Raw genomic sequence first — 18,980 nt, 5'->3', positions numbered from 1 at the left:
GTCCGGCCAAGCGCAGCACCGGCACCCAGCATCACCACGGCCCGAGCCTGCCCGCCGGCCAGCCTGCACCACGCCAGACGTCCACCCCGCCAACAAACCCGCGCCACACTGCCTGGCACATCATGCGCCAGCGTAGCCGGCGGCCATCCTTGCAGGGTCTGCTGCTGTTAGGCTGCGGCAACTGCCCCTGCCGCGCTGATCCGCCACAGGGCATGGTGAGAAATTTAGTGAGAAATCGCTGAAACAAAGCAGGATCAAGGCTGGTAGCCATGCCAGCATGGCAGCCCTGGCAAGCTGCGCCGAGGGAAGCGAAGCGGGAGGAACCATAAAAAAGCCCTCCCACAAGGGGAGGGATTAACAGGGTATCGGGGAAGTGTAAGGACCGGAAGCTGAGGGCATCCGGTCATACAGCGCCTGGATCCATACCAAGAACCAAGCACAGAATCATCGTATCGCTTTGCCCATGGCATTGACTATGGGTGAATTTACTTAGCAGACATATCCCGCATGATCTTAAGAATATTCTCAGCCGAAGTTTCGCGCCGTATCCGCTCAAAAAAAGCGGCCGCCTCGGGATAGGTTTTCTTCAGCTGCCCCAGCCACTGCTTGAGCCGGGCCGGCGGATAGCGCGACTCACCCGCCTCTGCCACGCATTGCTGATAGAAGTCGAGCAACCATTCCATCAGCACGGACCAGGCCATGGGGGTGGCCGACTGGTCGCTGGCGATACGTCGTGCCAGATCGGGAGCCGCAATCAGGCCGCGTCCGATCATGACACGCTCACAGCCGCTCTGCGCACGAATGGCATGATAGTCGGCCACGGTCCACACCTCGCCATTGGCAATGACCGGCACCGTGACATGTTCGCGGATACGGGCAATCCAGTCCCAGTGTGCGGGCGGCTTGTAGCCTTCCAGCTTGGTCCTGGCATGCACCACCAGCTCGGCGGCGCCAGCACTGGCCAGCGCCTGGGCACACTCCAGCGCCAGACTCTTGTCTTCGTATCCCAAACGCATCTTCGCGGTGACCGGAATGGCTTCCGGCACAGCTGCCCTTACCTGGCTGACAATGCGGTACAGCAGCTCCGGCTCGGTCAGCAATACCGCACCACCGCGATGGCGGTTGACCGTCGGTGCCGGGCAACCGAAGTTCAGGTCGACTCCAGGCGCACCAAGGCCCGCCACCTTGGCGGCATTCTCAGCCAGGCATGCCGGGTCGGACCCCAATAGCTGCACCCGCACCGTGGTGCCGGCCCGTGTCTTGCCGCCATGCAGCAATTCGGGCGCCAGCCGATGGAAAGTCCGCGTCGGCAGCAGCACATTGGTGACACGGACAAACTCGGTTACGCACAAGTCGATACCGCCCAGACGGGTCAGTACATCCCGCATGATGGGGTCGACCAGACCCTCCATCGGCGCCAGCATCAGATTCATGGCTTAACCTGCTGAAAAAAGGGCGCTATTGTAACGGAATCATTGCCCCGGAGCGAATGCATGACCTTGAAGATCTCCCCCGTCGCACCACACCAGGCCGCCAGCTGCCTGCCGCTGTTTCAGGCCTATCTGGCCTTTTATCATGTCGAGCAGGCCGCTGCCGATTGCCTGGCCTTTCTCGAAGCCCGCCTGAGCCAGCACGAGGCGCGCTTGTGGCTGGCCGAAGATGCCGGTGTCGCGGTGGGTTTTGCCCTGATGTACCCCGGATTCAATTCGCTGACGCTCAAGCCCAGCTGGCTGCTGCACGATCTCTATGTTGCGCCGGAATACCGCGGCAGCGGCGTCAGCAAGCAATTGCTGCAAGTGTGCCAGGCGCATGTGCTGAAGCTGGGTGGCGGCGACATCATGCTGCAAACCGCCCATGACAACAGCAAGGCGCAAAGGCTGTATGAGCGCAATGGCTTCGTGCTCGACACGGACTTCCGGGTGTACTACTGGGATGGCAAGGGAAATTGACCCGCAGTTGACCTGGTGGCCGCTCCCGGCCATGCTGGCGAGCGTTTTGACTGCAAGGAGCACGCAATGGACATTCCACGCGGCATCTATCGCCACTATCGTGGCAATCTGTACGAGGTACTGGGGCTGGGGCTGCATTCGGAAACGCATGAGCCGATGGTGGCTTACCGCGCACTCTATGGCGAATATCAACTGTGGATGCGCCCGGCCGGCATGTTTCTGGAGACCGTGATCCACGAAGGGGAAAGCCGGCCACGCTTTGCCCCGGTCAAGCTGTTCTAGCCCGGCGGCCCATGCACATATACCGTACCGACCAGTTCCCCCTGCCCTTGCCTGCCGGTCACCGTTTTCCGGCGCAAAAATACCAGATGCTGACCGAGGCCGTGGCCCGCTTCGCCGCCGACTGCCTGGACACGGCAGCGGCTGCCACGCCATGGGAGCTGCAGCAGGCGCACTGCCCCGATTATATCGCCCAGGTGCTGGATGGCAGCCTGCCGGCGCGCGCCTGGCGTGAAATCGGCCTGCCATGGTCGCCACAGCTGGTGGAGCGCTCCTGCCGCTCGGTGGGTGCCACCATTGCCGCCGCCCGCTCGGCCTTGCTGCATGGCTGCGGCATCAGCCTGGCTGGCGGCACCCACCATGCCTACCGCGACAAGGGCAGCGGCTTTTGCGTATTCAACGATGTGGCGGTCGCCGCGAAGCTGCTGCTGCAAGAAGGGCTGGTACGGCGCATTCTGGTGGTCGATCTGGATGTCCATCAAGGCAATGGCACCGCTGCCATCTTTCGCGACGATGCCCGGGTATTCACTTTTTCCATGCACGGCGCAAAGAATTTCCCCTTCCGCAAGGAGGCCAGTTCGCTCGATATCGACCTGCCCGACGCTACCGGCGACGAAGTCTATCTCCGCCTGTTGCAACAGCATCTGCCGCTACTGCTGCGGCAGCAGCAGCCCGAGCTGGTGTTTTATCTGGCGGGGGCGGACAGCTATGCCGGCGACCGGCTGGGCAAGCTGGCGCTCAGCATGGCCGGGCTGCAGCAACGCGACCGGCTGGTGCTGGAACAGGTCGCCGCGCATGGCGCCGCACTGGCCATCACCATGGCTGGCGGTTACGCCAACGATATTGCCGACACGGTGGCCATTCAGCGCAATACCGTGCAGCTTGCCTGGCAGTACCATAGCCGGGCCGGCGCAATGTAAGCAGCACCCGGCCAGACCGACCAACCATGACCACCCACTATCGCAGGAGCAAATCATGAGCAAAGCCACACTGGCCGCCGGCTGTTTCTGGTGTACCGAAAGCATTTTCCTGGCCTTGCAAGGCGTGCGACAGGTGCAATCCGGCTATATCGGCGGCCATACCAGCAACCCTGACTACCGCAGCGTGTGCAGCGGCCAGACCGGCCACGCCGAGGCCGTGCAGATCGACTTCGATGAGCAGATCATCAGCTTCAGCCAGTTGCTGCAGGTATTTTTCGCCACCCACGACCCCACCACCCTCAATCGTCAGGGGCATGATGTCGGCAGCCAGTACCGCTCGGCCATTTTCTATCACGATGCCGAACAGCAGCGCATGGCCCGCGACTACATTGCCACCCTGGAGCAGCAACAGATTTTCTCCGCCCCCATCGTCACCACCCTGGAAGCCGCCAGCCACTTTTATCCGGCGGAAGACTACCATCAGCGCTATTTCGAGCTGCATGGCCACGAACCCTATTGCCAGGCGGTGATCCTGCCCAAGCAAATGAAGCTGCGCCGGCAGTTTGCCCAATGGCTGAAAGATAGCTGAGTGAGGCCCGTGCCGGCATGACACCGGCCACTGGCGGCACAGCCGCCAGACCGGGCCGCCACGACAGGGGCCGCGATCAAATTAGCGTTAAGCGGCCCTTGCTGCTACAGTCGACAACTGCATTGCCATGACTGGCCAATACACCACAACATCATGCCAGCCCAGCCCACCGCCACCTCACACCCGGCCAGCCTGCTGCACCGCCACCTGAAGCTGCTGCAGGAAACCGACCGCCGCCGCAAATGGCTGCTGGCCGGCTTTTATCTGCTGCTCTGCGCCCTGCTGGCCCTGCTGCTGGTACACGAAGCCATGCAACGCCAGCAACAGGCACTGGATGGCCTGGCCAGCCAATTGCAAGCCGACATCAACTCCCACATGCAACTGGCCCTGGCCACGATGGACCACGCCAGCATGCTGCTGCCGCAACAAGCGACCGACCCGACACCACAGCTGCGCGATTTCGCCGGCCTGGCCGCTGCCCGCCAGCCGTTTATCGATTACCTGGGCTGGCAGCCGCGCATCCGCGCCGACCAACGCGCCCGCTTCGAACAGCAGCAAAGCCAGCTGCGCGGCCAGGCTTTCGCCATCCGCGACTACTGGCCCACCCGCAACGCAGCGGGCCAGGACAGCGGCAACTATGTGCCGGCACCGCCGCGTCATGACTACCTGCCGCTGCTGATGCAAGAGCCGGCGCCGTCCGCAGCGCTGCGCGCCATGCAGGGGCTGGACCTGCTGCACGACCCGCTGCTGGGCCAGACCGTGCAGCAGGCGGTCAGCCAGGGCTCGGTACAATTCAGCCCGCCCAGCCGCATCGCTGAGCACTGGCATCTGCTCTTGCTGCAGGCCCGCTATGCGGCCAACCCGCCCTCGCCCAATCCGCTGGTGCGCAGCGAACAGTTGCAAGGCGTGTTGCTGCTCAGCCTGCAACTGGATGGCTTGCTGGCTGCATCCACCGCACCTTACCGCGGCTTGCAACTTGACCTGCTGGCCCCGGATGGCAGCGCCAGCCCGCTAGTTAGCGGCCAGCAAAGCGGCGGCAACAGTCTGCTGCCAGTACAAGGCGCCCAGCAGCCAGTCGTGCTGCCTGTCGACGGCTATCGCCTGCAACTGGCACAGCCACTGGCATGGCAGCAGCTATCCCTGCCCCTGCTGGCCGTGGGCCTGGTAGCCAATACCCTGCTGTGCTACCTGCTATGGCTGCTGGCCGCCCAGCAGCAGCGCCAGCGCAATATCCGCCGCCGCGCCATGGATCACCTGCACCGCGAACGCGAGCACGCCAGCGTCACCCTGCAAGCCATTGCCGATGCCGTGGTCACCTTTGACACCACCTTTCGCATCCAGTACATCAATCCCTCGGCAAGCATGCTGCTGGGGCCGGGGCATCACAGCGTCATCGGCCAGAATGTGCGCCAGCTGCTGCGGCTGGGGCATGAATTTGCCCGCCCCGGCGACACCGACCCCTTTACCCAGGCCATGCAGATCCGTGACAACGTCTACCTGCCAGACAGCAGCTACCTGACCCGCAGCTCGGGTGAAAAACTGCTGGTGGAAGGCTGTGTGTCACCGGTATTCGACCAGCAAACCCGGCTGCTCGGCGCCGTGCTCACCCTGCGCGACACCGCCCCGCGCCGCCAGCACATGCTGGCGGCACTGGAAGCCAGCGAGCGCCGGCTGCGCCAGCACGAACAAGAGCTGGCGCGCGTCGCGCGCATCAACACCATGGGCGAAATGGCCTCGGGCATCGCCCATGAAATCAACCAGCCGCTGTCGGCAATTGTCAGCTACTGCCAGGCCAGCCTGAGCCTGCTGGCGGAAGAAGACCCCGATCTGCCACTGGTCTGCCGCGCCATGCAGAGTGCTGCCCACCAGGCACAGCGTGCCGGGCAGGTCATCCAGCGCCTGCGCGAATTCGTCAGCAAGCGCAACCAGCACCAGAGCCTGCTGGACCCGAACCAGATCGTGGCCAATGCCCTCGCCCTGCTGGAATTCGAGCTGCAAAGCCACGACATTCACCTGGAACAGTATTTTTCCGACAAGCTCTCCGCCGTTTATGCTGATAACATTCAGCTGGAGCAGGTCATCCTGAATATATTGCGCAACGCCATCGACGCCATGGAAAGCGTCCACCCCTGGGGCAGGCTGATCATCAGCACCGAGCAGGATGCGACGCGAGTGCGTATCATGATCGCCGATAACGGCCCCGGCATCGCCACCGCACTGCAAGACAAGATATTCGACCCCTTCTTCAGCACCAAACCCAACGGGATGGGGCTGGGACTGGCCATCTGCCAGACGGCCATCGACAATATGGGAGGCCAGATCCTGGCCAGCAACCGCCCATCCGGCGGCGCGCAATTCGTGATCGACCTCCCGGCACTTACCACATCGACAGCACAGGCTGTAGCAGGAGAACAAGTTTCATGAAGTACATGATGCCAACCGTTTTCATCGTGGATGATGATCCGGCCGTGCGCGACTCGCTGGCCTTGCTGATCATGGCCCAGGGCATGCGCACGGTGACCTTCGCCAGTGCCATGGAGTTTCTCGAAAACTATACCGAAGGCGAAATCGGCTGCATGGTGCTGGATATCCGCATGCCGCAGATTACCGGCCTGGCGCTGCAGGAAAAGCTGGTGGAACGCGGCATCACCATTCCCATCGTCTTCATTACCGGCCATGGCGACATCGAACAGTGCCGCCGCGCCTTCCAGTCCGGCGCCATCGATTTCCTGACCAAGCCCATCGACCAGAACCGCCTGATCGACAGCCTGCGCAAGGGCATCCGCATGAGCATTCACCAGCAGCAGCAGGAAGAAGAAACCCAGGAAGTCATGCAATTGCTGGACCGCATCAGCGGCCGCGAACGCGAAGTGCTGGAACTGGTGGCCGATGGCCTGTCCAGCAAGGAAATCGCCCGCCAGCTGGACCTGTCGCCGCGCACCATCGAGGTACATCGCGCCAATCTGTTCAGCAAGCTGGGCGTGGATTCGCTGGCCGACCTGATCCGCTTCTACCTCAAGGCACTCGAAGCCACCGGCAAAAAACGCAGCGACGAGTCTTTTTTGAACGAAACGACCGCAAGGCAGTAGAATCGCCCACATGGAACGACTGTTCAAACATGTCTGCCTGGTGGCACGACATAGCAAACCTCAAGTGGTGGAATCGCTACGCACGCTGGCCGACCACCTTGCCGCAGCCGGCATCACCGTGTTCGTCGACAAGGAAAGCGCCACGCCGGCCGAAGCCGGCCCGCACCTGCTGATCGAACGCAGCGACATGGGCAAGCTGGCCGACTTGGTCATCGTACTGGGCGGCGACGGCACCATGCTGTCCATCGCCCGCGTGCTGGCCCCCTACCGCGTACCGCTGGTGGGCATCAACCAAGGCCGGCTGGGCTTCATGACCGACATCCCGCGCCATGAAATGCTGGAAGCCATCGACGCCATCCTCGCCGGCCACTTTGTCCCGGAAAACCGCATCCTGCTGCAAGCCTCGCTGATCCGGGAAGATGCCGAGGTGGCCAATGCGCTGGCTTTCAACGACATCGTGTTCAGCCGTGGCGCTGTCGGCTCGATGATCGAATTCGAAGTCTTCATCGACAACCAGTTCGTCTACAGCCAACGCTCGGACGGGCTGATCGTGTCCACCCCCACCGGCTCCACCGCCTATTCGCTGGCCGCCGGCGGCCCCATCCTGCACCCTACGCTGCAGGCCATCGCCCTGGTGCCCATCTGCCCGCAATCGCTGAACAACCGCCCCATCGCCGTCAACGACTCCTGCGAGGTGGAATTCATGCTGACCCGCGGGCTGGACGCACGGGTTCACTTCGATGGCCAATCGCATTGCGACCTGATGGAAATGGACCGCGTGCTGATCCGCCGCTACCGCAACCCGCTGCGCATCCTGCACCCGGTGGGTTACAACTACTACGACATGCTGCGCCACAAGCTTCACTGGGGCGAGCGACTGCTCTGACACGCACACACCATGCTGCTATCCCTACTGGTCAAAGATTTCGTCATCGTTGACAGCATCGCGCTGGACTTTGCCCCCGGCTTCACCGTACTGACCGGCGAAACCGGGGCTGGCAAATCCATCCTGCTGGATGCCCTCGGCCTGCTGCTGGGCGATCGCGCCGAAGGCTCGCTGGTACGCGAAGGCGCCGAAAAGGCAGAAATCAGCGCCGAGTTCGACAGCCGGCAACGGCCGGAGATCAAAGCCTGGCTGCAGGAAAACGCCCTGTCCGGTGACGACGACATCGTGCTCATCCGCCGCGTGCTGGACAAATCCGGCCGCTCGCGCAGCTTTATCAACGGCCAGCCGGCCACGCTGACCCAGCTCAAACAGCTGGGCGAATTCCTGGTCGACATCCACGGCCAGCATGCGCACCAGTCGCTGGTCAAAGCCGAAGCCCAGCGCGAACTGCTGGACGCCTATGCCGGCAGCAGCTCGCTGGCGCGTGAAGTGCACCAGGCCTGGCAGGAATGGCAAGCCGCGCGCAAGGCGCGCGCCGATGCCGACAAGCTGTCACGCGAATCCGAAGTGGAGCGCGAACGACTCACCTGGCAGATCAACGAACTGACCGAACTGGGCCTGCAACAGGACGAGTGGGCCAGCCTCAACCAAAGCCACTCCCGCCTGGCCAATGCCGCCGAACTGGTGCAGAGCGCCCAATACGCCGTCGACACCCTGTCCGAGATGGAGGGCAACTGCCTGTCCGTACTCACCCAGGTGCAAACCCGCCTGAGCAAGCTGGCCAACCTCGACCCGCGCCTGGCCGACACCCTGTCGCTGCTGGATTCGGTGGACGCCGAACTGCGCGAAGTGGTGTACAGCCTGCGCGACTACGCCAGCGACATCGACGAAGACCCCGGCCAGTTGCAACAGGTGGAAAGCCGCATCGACAGCCTGATGAGCATGGCCCGCAAATACCGCGTACAGCCGCAGGAACTGCCGCTCAAGCTGGAAGACTGGCAAACCCAGCTGGCCGCGCTGGAAGCCTCCACCGACAGCGAAGCCCTGGCGCTGGCCGAAACCGCCAGCCTGTCGCGCTACCGCACCCTGGCCGAAGCCCTGTCCGGCAAGCGCCGCCAGGCCGCCAGCGAACTGTCTGCCCGCATCAGCAAGGAAATGCAGCAGCTGGCCATGAGCAGCGCCCGCTTCGCCATCGAACTGGCCGCACTGGCCGAGCCCGGCGCGCACGGCCTGGAATCCATCGAATACCTGGTGGCCGCCAACGCTGGCACCAGCCTGCGTCCGCTGGCCAAGGTAGCCTCCGGCGGCGAGCTGTCGCGCATCAGCCTGGCCATGCAAGTGGTGATCAGCCAGGTGGCCAGCGTACCGACACTGATTTTCGACGAAGTGGATGTCGGCATTGGCGGGCGCGTGGCCGAAGTCATCGGCCACATGCTCAAGCAGCTGGGCCAGCGCTACCAGGTGCTGTGCATCACCCACCTGCCCCAGGTCGCCTCCTGCGGCGAGCAGCACTGGCAGGTCAGCAAGCGCGAAGAGAAAAAGCGCGTGGTCAGCCGCATCACCCCGCTGGAGCACGAACAGCGCGTGCTGGAAATCGCCCGTATGCTGGGTGGGGCGGAACTTACCCAGACCACCCGCCAGCACGCCGCCGAAATGCTGGAAATGAACCGTGCCACCCCCTAGCCAAAACGGCTTGGGGCGGTTATGATTGCGTCCTCTTTGCCAGCGGCGCCCAGCGCTGATGGCATGGACACTGCGGAGGTTTGGGTGAGTGGTTTAAACCAGCAGTCTTGAAAACTGCCGACGGGAAACCGTCCGTGGGTTCGAATCCCACAGCCTCCGCCACGTATACGCCTAGCAACACCCAGCATTGCCCACAGAACCCCGATAGAACCTAGCTTCTACGGGGTTTTTTGTTATCCATTGCCAACCATGGGCAACGCTGGGAACACCAAAATTTGTGTATAACAATGCGTATAACTAAAATGAAGCATCCAGAAGTTATACACATTGGTCCCCACCATGAAGCTGACAGACCCGGTAATCAAGGCTGCAAAGCCCCAGGACAAGGCTTATACACTTTCCGATGGCGAGGGCCTTGCCCTGCACATTCAGCCTACCGGGGCCAAATGGTGGCGCTTCCGCTACCGCTTCAACGGCAAACCCGGCCTCCTCTCCCTTGGCACCTACCCTGACACCGGCCTGAAAGCTGCCCGGCTGGAGCGCGACCGCCTCAAAGACCTGGTGAAGCAAGGCATCGACCCATCGCAGAACCGGCAAGAGGAAAAGCTGATTGCCAAGATCGTCAGCGAAAACAGCTTCGAGGCCGTGGCCCGCCAATGGTGGAAGGACTGGCGCAGCACACGCACCGAGCGCCACGCCGAGTATGTATTGCGCCGGCTGGAGGCAGATGTATTCCCGGTCATTGGCAACAAGCCGGTGACGGACATCACCACACCCTTGCTGCTGATGACGGTGAAGAAGATCGAGGCCCGCGGCGCACTGGATATTGCCAAGCGCGCACTGCAAACCTGCGGCCAGATCATGCGCTATGCCGTGGCCCACGGCCTGGCCGAACGCAACCCGGCTGCCGACGTGAAGCCGGCCGACGCCCTCAAGTCTGCCAAGAAAACCAACCACGCCCGCCTGAGCGCCAAGGAGCTGCCGGAGCTGCTACGCCTGATTGACGCCTACGACGGCCAGCCGCTGACCCGCCTTGCCCTGCAAATGATGGCGCACACCTTTGTCCGCACCAGCGAACTGATCGGGGCCAAGTGGGAGGAGTTTGATTTGGAGGCCCGGCAATGGCGGATACCGGCCGAGCGCATGAAAATGCGGGAAGAACACATTGTCCCGCTGACTGACCAGTCCCTGGCCATTCTGGAAGACATCAGGAAGCTGTCGGGCAACCGCCCCCTGCTATTTCCCAGTGAGCGCGGAGAAGGCAAGAGCATGAGCAATAATACCCTGCTCTATGCCATCTACCGCATGGGCTACCACAGCCGCATGACCGGCCACGGCTTCCGGGGCATTGCTTCCACCATCCTGCACGAACAAGGCTACCCGCACGACCATATCGAGCTACAGCTTGCCCACGCACCGCGCAATGCCGTCAGCGCCGCATACAACCATGCGCGCTATCTGGAACAACGGGCCAGCATGATGCGTGACTGGAGCAAGTACCTGGATGCAGTCAAGGCCGGGGCCAAGGTGACACCCATTCGCAAGACCGCATAACACCAGCTTTGCCGACACCTAGCCCGACGGGGCGAAAAGCGGAAACCCTTGCCGCCTGGTGTTGGCAAACCCAACAAGGGACGCCGAAGGGGGCGTGATGAATAAACTGTTCAAACTAAAAAAATTTCTAACTCTTGAGGATGCTGCAAAGCGACTGACAGCATCCCTGGGCGAAGACGTTGATATTAAGGATGTCTTACAGCTTGCTATTGATGGCCACTTAAAACTCTCTGTTGATTTTGTTAATCACACTCAAGCCATCCCATGCAATAGGGTTCCCATTGCGGATGCCAAGTTCTCATTATTTATGAACCCAAGCATCAAAGGAGAAATGCTAGAAATTTTCAACAAAGAGTTTCCGAAAACTGCCGAGTATACTTCTGACGAACTATTAAATGAATCCAAAAATTGGATTGACCATTTATCACAGCAACTACTAGATATCTTAAAAGAGTACCCACTAACTGCAATATACAAGGGGCCACGAAATGAAACAGAGGTTTTTGAACTAGAAGACCACATTGTAACACTAAAGGGCTGCTATACCTTACCCATGATTGGTGCAGAGAGACTGGATATTAGGCATGAGTTTCAATTAAAAACTGGAGGCCCTTCCATCACACTGACAAGCATTGACGGGGCTTTTGTCGAAGATGAAAATGGAAAAATTTATCAATTACAAGAATCATTCGACGACAATCAATACCAAAAGGGCTCACTAGCCGCAGGGAAAGAGCTTGAGCGTCAAATAAAACAGAAAAAAATAAAAGAAGATGAAGCAAAAAAAATTAGGGATGAGCATACCAAAAACAGGAAAGAGTACCTAAAAAAAGCAGCATCTCAACCAGAAAAAAATAACTATTACCCTTCATCGGGACTTCCAAGCGACTCCGTACTAATGGTCAAGGCATCAGATATATCCAAATTTGAGGCATCTCTTGAAGACAACGGAGACAGTGGAAATAGCTCTGATTTGCCATCAGATACAACCCTCAAAATGCTAGCGGGGCTTGCTCTGGTACTAGCCGAAAAGGGAGGCAGGTACAAACGAGGTGAGAACCCAAACTACTCGCAAATTAGCCAAGAAATAGAGGTCGTATGCAAGAACCTACCCAATGCCGACACCTTCGGCCTCAGTCCTGAAAACATCAGGAAGTACATTTCCCAAGGCCTCGCCCTACTGGGAAATACCTGATTACCAATTACCAGTTGGGATTACCAGAAAGCCGCCGCCGTGCCGCTTTACATTTGCAGCCATCGCAACCGATGCCCAAGGAGGCAAAACGATGGCAAGCAATACCCAGCATCTCCCCGCCCCTGCAACCCTACCGGCTGACGGCCTAAGCCGGTGGGGACAATTCCAACGCTTCTCCCCTGTCTGCCGCGAAACCTTCCGCCGCCTGAGCATGGAAGGCCGCGCCCCTCAGCCGATCCGCATGGGCATCCGCTGCACCATGTACCGCAATAGCGACCTGCACCGCTGGCTTGCCGATCCGGTCAACTATCAGGCCGACGCGGCATAAGGGGCGGACATGGAACAGCAAGCCCGAAAAGCCCCCAGCCCGACCGGACAGGTCGGCGAAGTCCTCAACCTACTGCGCCAGCATGCCAAGAGTGGCAAACCGCTCTACAGCCTGACGCTGACCGGTAATTACTCCATTCCTGAAGCCGCCTCACGCATCCATGAACTGCGTGGCATGGGCTTCAACATCATCAGCGTGATTCACTCTGCAGTGTACTTCCGTGGCAAAGAGCGCCGCCGTGTCGCCCAGTACGTGCTTGGCACACCGGAATGGCCGCGACCTGGCTACGGCAAAGTGGAGGAAGCAGCATGAGCAAGATCGTGAAAGCAGACTTTGACGGCAGCGTGATGAGCTTCACCGCTGAGGCTTGGTTCAATGCCACCGAGGCAGCCGATAAATACGGCAAGCGCCCAGTTGATTGGCTCAATCAGGACGGGACGCGGGAATACATCACCACCCTGGCCGACATGCTCAAATGTGAGCCTGGCTCACTTTTGAAAACCAAGCGCGGTAATAACGGCGGCACCTGGATGCACCCCAAGCTGGCTGTTGTTTTTGCCCGCTGGCTGGATACCCGTCTGGCCATCTGGTGCGACATGCAGATAGACGGCCTGATCCGTGGCCATGCTGGCGTGAGTGACTGGCAGTCTGCCCGCATCGAGGCCGCCAGCCGCTTCCGTGGCGTCTGCGACATGCTGAACCTGTCCCGGCAGGCCGATGGCAAGACAACGGCACGACACCACTACAGCAACGAGGCCCTGCTAATCAATGAAGTACTGACCGGCCAACGTGCTGCCATAGACCGCAACAGTCTAAGCAGGACTGGCCTGCGCTTGTTGGAGCTGCTGGAAGCCCAAGACATGGTGTTACTGGGCCGTGGCATGGCCTACGACGAGCGCAAGCAAGCCCTGCACACCTTCGCCCAGGAACAGCGCCAGAACCTGGCTGCGAACGATACAAGCGGGAGGCTGACAGCATGAACCGCCTCTATCGGATCTACACCAGTCTGGCACCGTACCTTGCTGACGCCGCCATCCTGCTAACTGGCTTCATGATCGGGAGAATAACCGCATGATTTCCCTTGCTTGCCTACCTACTCAGCGTGATAATAAGCCCGTGCCGTTCAATAGCGGCACCGGGTTTGGCGACCCGAACATAGAGGCGGACAGCCGCCTAGCGGCTATTTTTACGTCCGTCCGCAACACCACTGGTGCGCCCATTTCTATGGCAAGCCGTGGTGGGGATACCTTCGGGTATGCCGGTACCTCTATGCCGGTTCGCCAACCCTGCCACGTGCTTGCCACCCCCGTTTGGCGACGGGAGGCGAGCTTTACGCTCATAGAGGAGGCCACCATGCCCAATCTTTCCCGCGCCCTGACGCGCATGTTCCCCATTGCTCACAACATCGGCACCGCTGCCAATCTGGCCGAAGCCCAAGCCCTTGCCCGCCTGCATCTGGCCCGCACCGGCCACGCTGTACGCATTGCTCCTGCCTCTGTCGGCTTCACCGTTGCGGAGGTGCGCTAATGGCTACCCGTCAAGCAAGCATCAAAGGGCTGGAAGTCACTGAAACCAGCGGTAAAACATCCTTCATCCACCATGCCGACGCCGTGGACCTGCTGACGCAGAAGACCGCACAGCTGCGCGCTCTGCTCAAGATGACCACCGGCCATGAAGGCGACGTTTTCCGGGCCATGTCCGACGACGTGCAAGACACCATCATGTGGATTGCCGACAACCTGGCAGACGAAGTGTCCCTATTGTCCAACGTAGTGACTGGAGGTGAAGCATGACCGAAGTTTCCCGCCTGACTCTTTCCCTGTATGCCAATGGCCGCGCTGGCCTGATGAAAGATGAAAAACTGTCCGAGCTGATGGACGGCTTTCTAGCAAGCGCCCCGGCAGCCATCATTACTGATGACAGCATTGCTGTGCCAGCTGATGGCGCAGAGGTAACCGCCCGCCTTGTCGTTACCATGCTGTCTGATGGTCAGTTCAAGACTGGTATTTATGGGGATGAAGCGGCTTTACGGGCCTGCTCTGAAGCCTTGCTTGCTCATATGCAGCCGCACACCCGCAGGGAGGCCGTGCCATGCTGACCCCGAACCAGATCCACGCCGCCGAGTATGACGGCCAGTCCGCCGCCTTCCGCCTGCTGCTGCTCTTGAATGAGCATCTGCACCCTTCGGCCTATGAAACCCCGGCAGACCGCACAGAAGCCGCGCATACCCTGCTGGAAGCCTTCGCCAGCGTGTTTGCCGGATGCCTGGCTGACGCCCTGGAGCATCAGGGCAGTGACGCCGTGGCCGTGCTCTATCAGCGCATCACCGAACGAGCGCCGGAGCTGCTGACTAGCCTCAACCGCTAACCCTTCCCCAACAATCTGAAATCTTAGGCCGCGTCCCAAGGCCGATAACGGGCAATAGGGCGCGGCACATCTGAAAGGTCAGAACATGACACCTGAAAAGATGAAACAACTGGTGGGCGAGGCCATTGGGCAGTTCTACGCCAATCTGCGCCAGAAAAAAGAAACGGCCCAGGGAGTGGGCCGCGAGAAAATTAAACAGTCGAGCCACTATTCTGGCACAGCACCCGGTCAATTCAAGCGGGATTTGCTGCCAGATCCTCAGTCCTTCTTTGAGGCCCAGGGCATGAAGCTGCGCGGCCAGGGGGAATGGCGCATGACCAAGTGCGTTTTCCACGATGACAGCCACGCCAGCCTGTCGGTCAACGTCCACACCGGGGCCTATCGCTGCCATGCCTGCCAGGCTGCCGGTGGGGATGTGCTGGCTTTCCACCGCCAGCAGACCGGTGCCAGCTTTATCGACGCTGCCAAGGCTCTTGGAGCATGGGAGGTGCAACATGGCTGACCTGACGATAAAACCCAGCGACGAAGCACGGATGGCGGCAAGACGCCTGTCCGCCCAGGCCCAGGCCGCCGGCTACAAGCCCGAAGCCTTGCACACCTATACCGACACCAGCGGCACAGCACTTTACTGGCGCATCAGGGCCAAGCATGACAACGGTGATAAGTGGATCAGGCCCATGTACCACGGCGGCGGCCAATACCGCTTTGGCGAACCGCCAGCCCCTGCTGGTGGAAAACCACTGTACGGCCTGCATGCCCTTGCCCTGCAACCGGATGACGCTGTTTTCCTGGTGGAAGGAGAGAAGGCTGCCGATGCGCTGCTGAGGCTGGGCCATGTGGCAGTCACCAGTGGAGCTGCTGACAGTGCCAATGTGGCTGACTGGACGCCGCTGGTGGGCCGTAGCGTGACAATCTGGCCCGACAATGACGAAGCCGGGGCAAAGTACCTGGCCGACTGCCTGCCGCTGCTACAGGCCGCTGGCGTGGCGGCAATCAGCATTGTGGACGTGTCTGTCCTGTCGCTGCCCAGCAAGGGCGATGTAGTGGACTGGCTGGCCGCCCACCAGCCGGCCGAGCTGGCTGCCTTGCCGCTGATCGAGGTGGAAATGCCCGATACCGGGCCGGAGCCTTTCGAGCGCGACAGTGAGCCGACACCGTGGCCTGCCGATTGCCTGCCGGGGGCCATGCAAGAAGCCGCCCAGGCGATTGCCGAGCATGTGCAGGCCCCTGAGCCGCTGGCCGGGATGGCGGTACTGGCTGCCGTGGCGCACGTTGCCCAGCGCATTGCCAATGCCGACCACCCCAAGATGGGCGCAATGCCTTGCAGCCTGTTTGTGCTGAGTCTGGCCAATAGCGGCGACCGCAAGAGCGCTACTTTTTCGCTGGCCACCCACCCGATTACTCAATCCGAGATTGAGCAGCGCCAGCGTCACAAGACCCAGGCCGAGGCGGTAGAGCGGCAGGCCGCCGCAGCCAGGGGACCAGAGCGTGAAGACATCTTGCAAGACCGGCCACGCGATCCGCGCAGCGTTTACACAGAGGCCACACTAGAGAAAATTGTCAGCGATTTTGTGCGAGGAAGCCGCCCAGCCCTGTCCTGGTCGTCGGACGAAGCTGCGCAGTTTTTCGGTGGGCACACGCTCAAGAGCGATACCCGCGCCGGGGCCTTGGGCGTCCTCACTAGACTGTTTGATGGCCGAGGTGTGGAGCGCGACCGGATCGGGCAGGACTCTGGCAGTGGGGTGCGCTACAACGTCCGCTTTGGCCTCTTCCTGTCTGGCCAGCCCAGCGTCATTGCCTCCTCGCTGACAGATCCGCTGCTGCGGGACCAAGGCTTGCTGCCGCGCTTCCTGCTGAGTAGTCCGCCCAGTCTTGCCGGTGGGCGCTTCCTGGATGAAAGCACACTGACCCAGCGGGCCGATCATGATCAGCGCCTTGGCCGCTATTGGGCTGTGCTGGGGAGGATGAACCAGCAGCCGGAAAACGTGGACCAGTACGGCGGGCTGGAGCTGCCCAGCGCCACGCTATCCACTGACGCCACCGCTCTATGGCTGGCCTTCTACAACGCCACAGAAGCCCGGCAAGCGCCGCTGGATGGTGACCTGACCGGCAGCCTGCAAGCCTTCGGCGGCCGTGCGGGCGAACTGGCGGTGAGAGTGGCCACGGTGTTTGCCGTTTGGCGGCACTTTGAGCAACCGGCAGAGCATTTGCTGGTGTCGGGTGAGGACATGGCCCGCGCTTGCAGCCTGGTGAGCTACAGCCTGGCGGAATGGCTGCGCCTGTCGGAAACCACCCAGCTATCCGCCACAGAGCGCGACGCTCAAGAGCTGCTCAAGTTTTTGCAGAGGGATGATGTGCGATGGAAGACCTTCACAAAATCAGCGATTGCCACCAAAGGCTATGGCCCACTGCGCAAGGACAAAGACCGCCGCAATGCAGCCCTTAATGAGCTAGTCCGCCGCCAGTGGCTGACGTTTGATGGGGCCAGTTTCACCCTGCAAGGAATGCAGCTATCAGGCCGTGCTAATGCTAATTCTGCTAATCCCGCTAATTCGCAGGGTTGGTCAGGGGGTGAAGTTAGCAAAATTAGCACGATTAGCATTAGCAACTCGCCAAAACCGAGTTTTTCAGAGCTGGCATTGAGCAGCCCGCCACCAGTCACGACAGCACCGCCAGTCCCCGCACTGGACAGCCAAAGCATCGACGACTGGAGCGCAGCCTATGAGGCCGCTGACCACCTGCTGACCGGTACTGACGAGGTGAAATTCTGATGACGCCCGAAACCCTCTACAACGCCATTGCCGCCACCGGTGCCAACTGCTGGGCGCAACAAGGCAAGGTGCATCTCAGCCCCCTGTCGATTGTTCCTTCCGCCCTGGTGGAACAGATCAAGCGCAACCGCGATGCCCTGCATGTGTGGCTGGTGGGGACTGGCCGCACTGTGCCGCCTGCACCGAAGCAGACCAGCGCCACGGTCACTGCCATTGCACCGGGAACAGGCCACCCCCTGCCAACCATCCATGAAGACCTGATGCGTGCCATCACGACCACGGCCCGGCTGGATGGCTGGGACCAGCGCAGCATTGACGAGGCCATCCTGTTTGCCCGCCGGCAGATAGCCCGCAAGGAGTCCACCGAGTGGGAGCTGTTCGAGACCTACCGCCGCCACGTCAAAACCCTGCTGATTGGCCGCAACGATGAAAGGAAACGCAAATGAGCAAGCCGCTGAACCTGCAAGACCACTTCATGCCGATTCACGGCGACCCGGACGGCGCTATGCAGTTGAGCATGCCAGCAACGCTGCTAATTCTGTCCGACTGCATTGGAAGCGATGACAGCACACTAGCGGGCCAGCAACGGGCCAAGGCTGCGCTGGTGGAGTTTGTCGCCATGCTGCGCCAGATCCACTACCCACAGGCCGAGTATCTGGAAACGTGGCTGCTACGTGGCAACCCGGATGCCAGACGCTTGCTGCCGGCCTTGGTCAAGGCTGTGGATGCAGTGGGCAAGATGGCCGTGGGCGAGATGATCAGCCGACAGATGCAGGGCATATAACAGGCGGGTGAGCGAGGCGGGGCGACCCGCCTTTTTTGCGTCTGAAACCGCAATCAGACTGATTTTGAAATTAACCCCATGCAATCGGCTGTCAAGGGGCCACTTCCGGCAATCCGACTGTTTTTGAAAACAATCCCATGCAATCCCCATCTGATGCGGCAAGTACGCAGGAAAGGCCATTTCTGTGCCAGCAATCCGCATTGCACGCCCCTGTTATCAATTGTTATGCCTGCATCCCAAGAAATCCTAAGATGGCGCGCACTGGCCACCCGGCCAGCTACTTGATAAACCTTGAGATGCCAACCGGACAACCAGATGAAAAATGACGAAATCAGCCGGCACTGCTACCTGACAAAACCTGACATGCCGACCGGACAGCAGGCCGCCCACCTACTTGTCAAAACTTGACATGCTGGGGGCTGGATTGTTGGCATGGCCATGTTGTCATTTGTTGACGTGCAGACGGTGCAAGCTACTAGGGAAAACTAGAGTTGCGGGCAGAAGCGATACCAAGAAATGCTCAGGTTTCCTGGAGGGTTTGAGCAGACCAGCAGACCAGCAAGGCTGATAAGGAATGATAAGGCTC

The 18,980-nt window shown here is 60.6% G+C and carries 22 protein-coding genes and 1 tRNA gene; 22 read left to right on the top strand and 1 reads right to left on the bottom strand.

All coding sequences use genetic code 11. The features are described 5' to 3' along the window. Positions 1 to 485: 485 nt before the first annotated feature. The gene (locus DFR38_RS00600; RefSeq protein ID WP_110312851.1) at positions 486 to 1,433 is read right to left on the bottom strand and encodes a tRNA dihydrouridine synthase; all 948 of its coding nucleotides are present in this window, start codon (positions 1,431 to 1,433) and stop codon (positions 486 to 488) included. Positions 1,434 to 1,493: 60 nt separating this feature from the next. Between DFR38_RS00600 and DFR38_RS00595 the strand changes: the two genes are divergently transcribed. The 22 genes from DFR38_RS00595 (at position 1,494) to DFR38_RS00495 (ending at position 18,394) form a co-directional block, all read left to right on the top strand. After that, on the top strand, positions 1,494 to 1,949 hold the full coding sequence (locus tag DFR38_RS00595) for a GNAT family N-acetyltransferase (RefSeq protein ID WP_059285141.1): 456 nt from the start codon (positions 1,494 to 1,496) through the stop codon (positions 1,947 to 1,949). Between the two features lie 66 nt (positions 1,950 to 2,015). Further along, on the top strand, positions 2,016 to 2,231 hold the full coding sequence (locus tag DFR38_RS00590; RefSeq protein ID WP_059285140.1) for a DUF1653 domain-containing protein: 216 nt from the start codon (positions 2,016 to 2,018) through the stop codon (positions 2,229 to 2,231). Between the two features lie 11 nt (positions 2,232 to 2,242). Then, entirely contained in the window at positions 2,243 to 3,148 is a 906-nt protein-coding gene (locus tag DFR38_RS00585; protein WP_059285139.1) for a histone deacetylase family protein, read from the top strand. A 55-nt stretch (positions 3,149 to 3,203) separates the two neighbouring features. Continuing rightward, positions 3,204 to 3,737, top strand: coding sequence for a peptide-methionine (S)-S-oxide reductase MsrA (gene msrA, locus DFR38_RS00580; RefSeq protein WP_059285138.1), 534 nt, complete (start codon positions 3,204 to 3,206; stop codon positions 3,735 to 3,737). 153 nt (positions 3,738 to 3,890) lie between these two features. Further along, positions 3,891 to 6,161 carry an ATP-binding protein gene (locus DFR38_RS00575; protein WP_110312850.1) on the top strand — a complete coding sequence of 757 codons (2,271 nt, stop codon included), beginning with the start codon at positions 3,891 to 3,893 and terminating at the stop codon, positions 6,159 to 6,161. After that, positions 6,158 to 6,826 carry a response regulator transcription factor gene (locus DFR38_RS00570; protein WP_110312849.1) on the top strand — a complete coding sequence of 223 codons (669 nt, stop codon included), beginning with the start codon at positions 6,158 to 6,160 and terminating at the stop codon, positions 6,824 to 6,826. Before DFR38_RS00575 ends, DFR38_RS00570 begins: the two co-directional genes overlap by 4 nt. Before the next feature lie 10 nt (positions 6,827 to 6,836). Next, positions 6,837 to 7,712: an NAD kinase gene (locus DFR38_RS00565; RefSeq protein WP_059285503.1), complete on the top strand. Its 876-nt coding sequence runs from the start codon at positions 6,837 to 6,839 to the stop codon at positions 7,710 to 7,712. A 12-nt stretch (positions 7,713 to 7,724) separates the two neighbouring features. After that, complete coding sequence (gene recN / locus DFR38_RS00560; RefSeq protein ID WP_059285504.1) at positions 7,725 to 9,395, top strand: DNA repair protein RecN; 1,671 nt, start codon at positions 7,725 to 7,727, stop codon at positions 9,393 to 9,395. 74 nt (positions 9,396 to 9,469) lie between these two features. Then, positions 9,470 to 9,557: transfer RNA gene (locus DFR38_RS00555), tRNA-Ser, on the top strand. A 177-nt stretch (positions 9,558 to 9,734) separates the two neighbouring features. Beyond that, positions 9,735 to 10,949: a tyrosine-type recombinase/integrase gene (locus tag DFR38_RS00550; RefSeq protein WP_059285505.1), complete on the top strand. Its 1,215-nt coding sequence runs from the start codon at positions 9,735 to 9,737 to the stop codon at positions 10,947 to 10,949. Between the two features lie 97 nt (positions 10,950 to 11,046). Then, complete coding sequence (locus DFR38_RS00545) at positions 11,047 to 12,144, top strand: hypothetical protein (RefSeq protein WP_110312848.1); 1,098 nt, start codon at positions 11,047 to 11,049, stop codon at positions 12,142 to 12,144. 91 nt (positions 12,145 to 12,235) lie between these two features. Beyond that, positions 12,236 to 12,472, top strand: a complete 237-nt coding sequence (locus tag DFR38_RS00540; protein ID WP_059285507.1) for a helix-turn-helix transcriptional regulator — start codon at positions 12,236 to 12,238, stop codon at positions 12,470 to 12,472. Between the two features lie 9 nt (positions 12,473 to 12,481). Next, positions 12,482 to 12,784, top strand: coding sequence for a helix-turn-helix domain-containing protein (locus tag DFR38_RS00535; protein ID WP_059285508.1), 303 nt, complete (start codon positions 12,482 to 12,484; stop codon positions 12,782 to 12,784). Beyond that, on the top strand, positions 12,781 to 13,452 hold the full coding sequence (locus DFR38_RS00530) for a KilA-N domain-containing protein (RefSeq protein WP_059285509.1): 672 nt from the start codon (positions 12,781 to 12,783) through the stop codon (positions 13,450 to 13,452). Before DFR38_RS00535 ends, DFR38_RS00530 begins: the two co-directional genes overlap by 4 nt. 91 nt (positions 13,453 to 13,543) lie before the next feature. Further along, positions 13,544 to 13,999 (top strand): hypothetical protein, encoded by a 456-nt coding sequence (locus DFR38_RS20815; RefSeq protein ID WP_146215879.1) that lies wholly within the window; start codon positions 13,544 to 13,546, stop codon positions 13,997 to 13,999. Next, on the top strand, positions 13,999 to 14,265 hold the full coding sequence (locus DFR38_RS00525) for a hypothetical protein (protein ID WP_059285510.1): 267 nt from the start codon (positions 13,999 to 14,001) through the stop codon (positions 14,263 to 14,265). Before DFR38_RS20815 ends, DFR38_RS00525 begins: the two co-directional genes overlap by 1 nt. Continuing rightward, positions 14,262 to 14,570, top strand: a complete 309-nt coding sequence (locus tag DFR38_RS00520) for a hypothetical protein (protein WP_059285511.1) — start codon at positions 14,262 to 14,264, stop codon at positions 14,568 to 14,570. The genes DFR38_RS00525 and DFR38_RS00520 overlap by 4 nt, the downstream gene beginning before the upstream one ends. Next, positions 14,564 to 14,839 (top strand): hypothetical protein, encoded by a 276-nt coding sequence (locus DFR38_RS00515; RefSeq protein ID WP_059285512.1) that lies wholly within the window; start codon positions 14,564 to 14,566, stop codon positions 14,837 to 14,839. Before DFR38_RS00520 ends, DFR38_RS00515 begins: the two co-directional genes overlap by 7 nt. Positions 14,840 to 14,924: 85 nt before the next feature. Further along, on the top strand, positions 14,925 to 15,341 hold the full coding sequence (locus tag DFR38_RS00510; RefSeq protein ID WP_110312847.1) for a CHC2 zinc finger domain-containing protein: 417 nt from the start codon (positions 14,925 to 14,927) through the stop codon (positions 15,339 to 15,341). After that, the gene (locus DFR38_RS00505) at positions 15,334 to 17,610 is read left to right on the top strand and encodes a DUF3987 domain-containing protein (protein WP_158527666.1); all 2,277 of its coding nucleotides are present in this window, start codon (positions 15,334 to 15,336) and stop codon (positions 17,608 to 17,610) included. Before DFR38_RS00510 ends, DFR38_RS00505 begins: the two co-directional genes overlap by 8 nt. Further along, a complete protein-coding gene (locus tag DFR38_RS00500) occupies positions 17,610 to 18,056 on the top strand; it encodes a hypothetical protein (protein WP_059285514.1) in 447 nt (148 codons plus the stop codon). Before DFR38_RS00505 ends, DFR38_RS00500 begins: the two co-directional genes overlap by 1 nt. Then, positions 18,053 to 18,394 carry a hypothetical protein gene (locus DFR38_RS00495; RefSeq protein WP_059285515.1) on the top strand — a complete coding sequence of 114 codons (342 nt, stop codon included), beginning with the start codon at positions 18,053 to 18,055 and terminating at the stop codon, positions 18,392 to 18,394. Before DFR38_RS00500 ends, DFR38_RS00495 begins: the two co-directional genes overlap by 4 nt. Positions 18,395 to 18,980 lie beyond the last annotated feature (586 nt).

Origin of the sequence: Aquitalea magnusonii, assembly GCF_003202035.1 — a bacterium.
GTDB lineage: Bacteria > Pseudomonadota > Gammaproteobacteria > Burkholderiales > Chromobacteriaceae > Aquitalea > Aquitalea magnusonii.
The sequence above is the reverse complement of the archived record's forward strand: the minus strand, read 5'-3'. Positions and strand labels throughout refer to the sequence as shown.